This is a genomic window from Kitasatospora aureofaciens (genome assembly GCF_001188955.3).
GTDB classification, from domain to species: domain Bacteria; phylum Actinomycetota; class Actinomycetes; order Streptomycetales; family Streptomycetaceae; genus Kitasatospora; species Kitasatospora aureofaciens.
In genome coordinates this window covers 1-609 of the sequence record NZ_JPRF03000004.1, presented here as the reverse complement: position 1 = coordinate 609, position 609 = coordinate 1, and the positions used below count along the sequence as shown (strand labels likewise).

1 protein-coding gene is annotated in these 609 nt (G+C 74.7%); it reads left to right on the top strand.

The window, feature by feature from the left end; all coding sequences use genetic code 11:
* Positions 1–32 precede the first annotated feature (32 nt).
* Positions 33–609, top strand: a 577-nt coding sequence (locus HS99_RS04930; RefSeq protein WP_141763667.1) for a SpnB-like Rossmann fold domain-containing protein, incomplete at its 3' end; no start/stop codon positions are given.

Genomic DNA, 609 nt, shown 5'->3' with positions numbered 1-609 from the left:
AGGCCGGCGGGGTGCCGTTCGCTTGGGAGGAGGTGTCGCTGCACGCCGCGGGCGCGTCGGCGGTCCGGGTCCGGCTGACCCGGACGGCGGCCGGTGCGCTGTCCCTCGCCGTGGCCGACACCGAGGGCAGGCCGGTCGCGTCGGTCGGTGCGCTGGCGGTGCGGCCGATCGCGGCCGAGCAGCTCGCGGCCGCACCGCGGGTGGGCCGTGACGAGCTCTTCCGGGTGGACTGGGTGCCGGTGGTGCCGGTGGTGCCGGTTGTCGGGTCGTTTGTGGAGGTCGGGTCGCTGGCGGAGGTGCCGGGTGAGGTGCCGTCGGTGGTGGTGGTGCGGTCGGTGGCCGGTGGTGGGGTGCACGAGCGGTCGGTGTGGGCTCTGGAGTGGGTGCAGGGCTGGTTGGCGGAGGAGCGGTTCGCCGGCTCCCGGTTGGTGTTCGTGACGCGTGACGTGGTGTCGGGTGGGGACCTGGCGGGGGCGGCGCTCTGGGGTCTGGTGCGGTCGGCGGTTTCGGAGGAGCCGGGTCGGTTCGGTCTGGTGGATCTTGCGGGGGAGGAGGAGTTGCCGGCGTCCGCGTTGGGTGTGGACGAGCCGCAGTTGCTGGTGCGGGAGG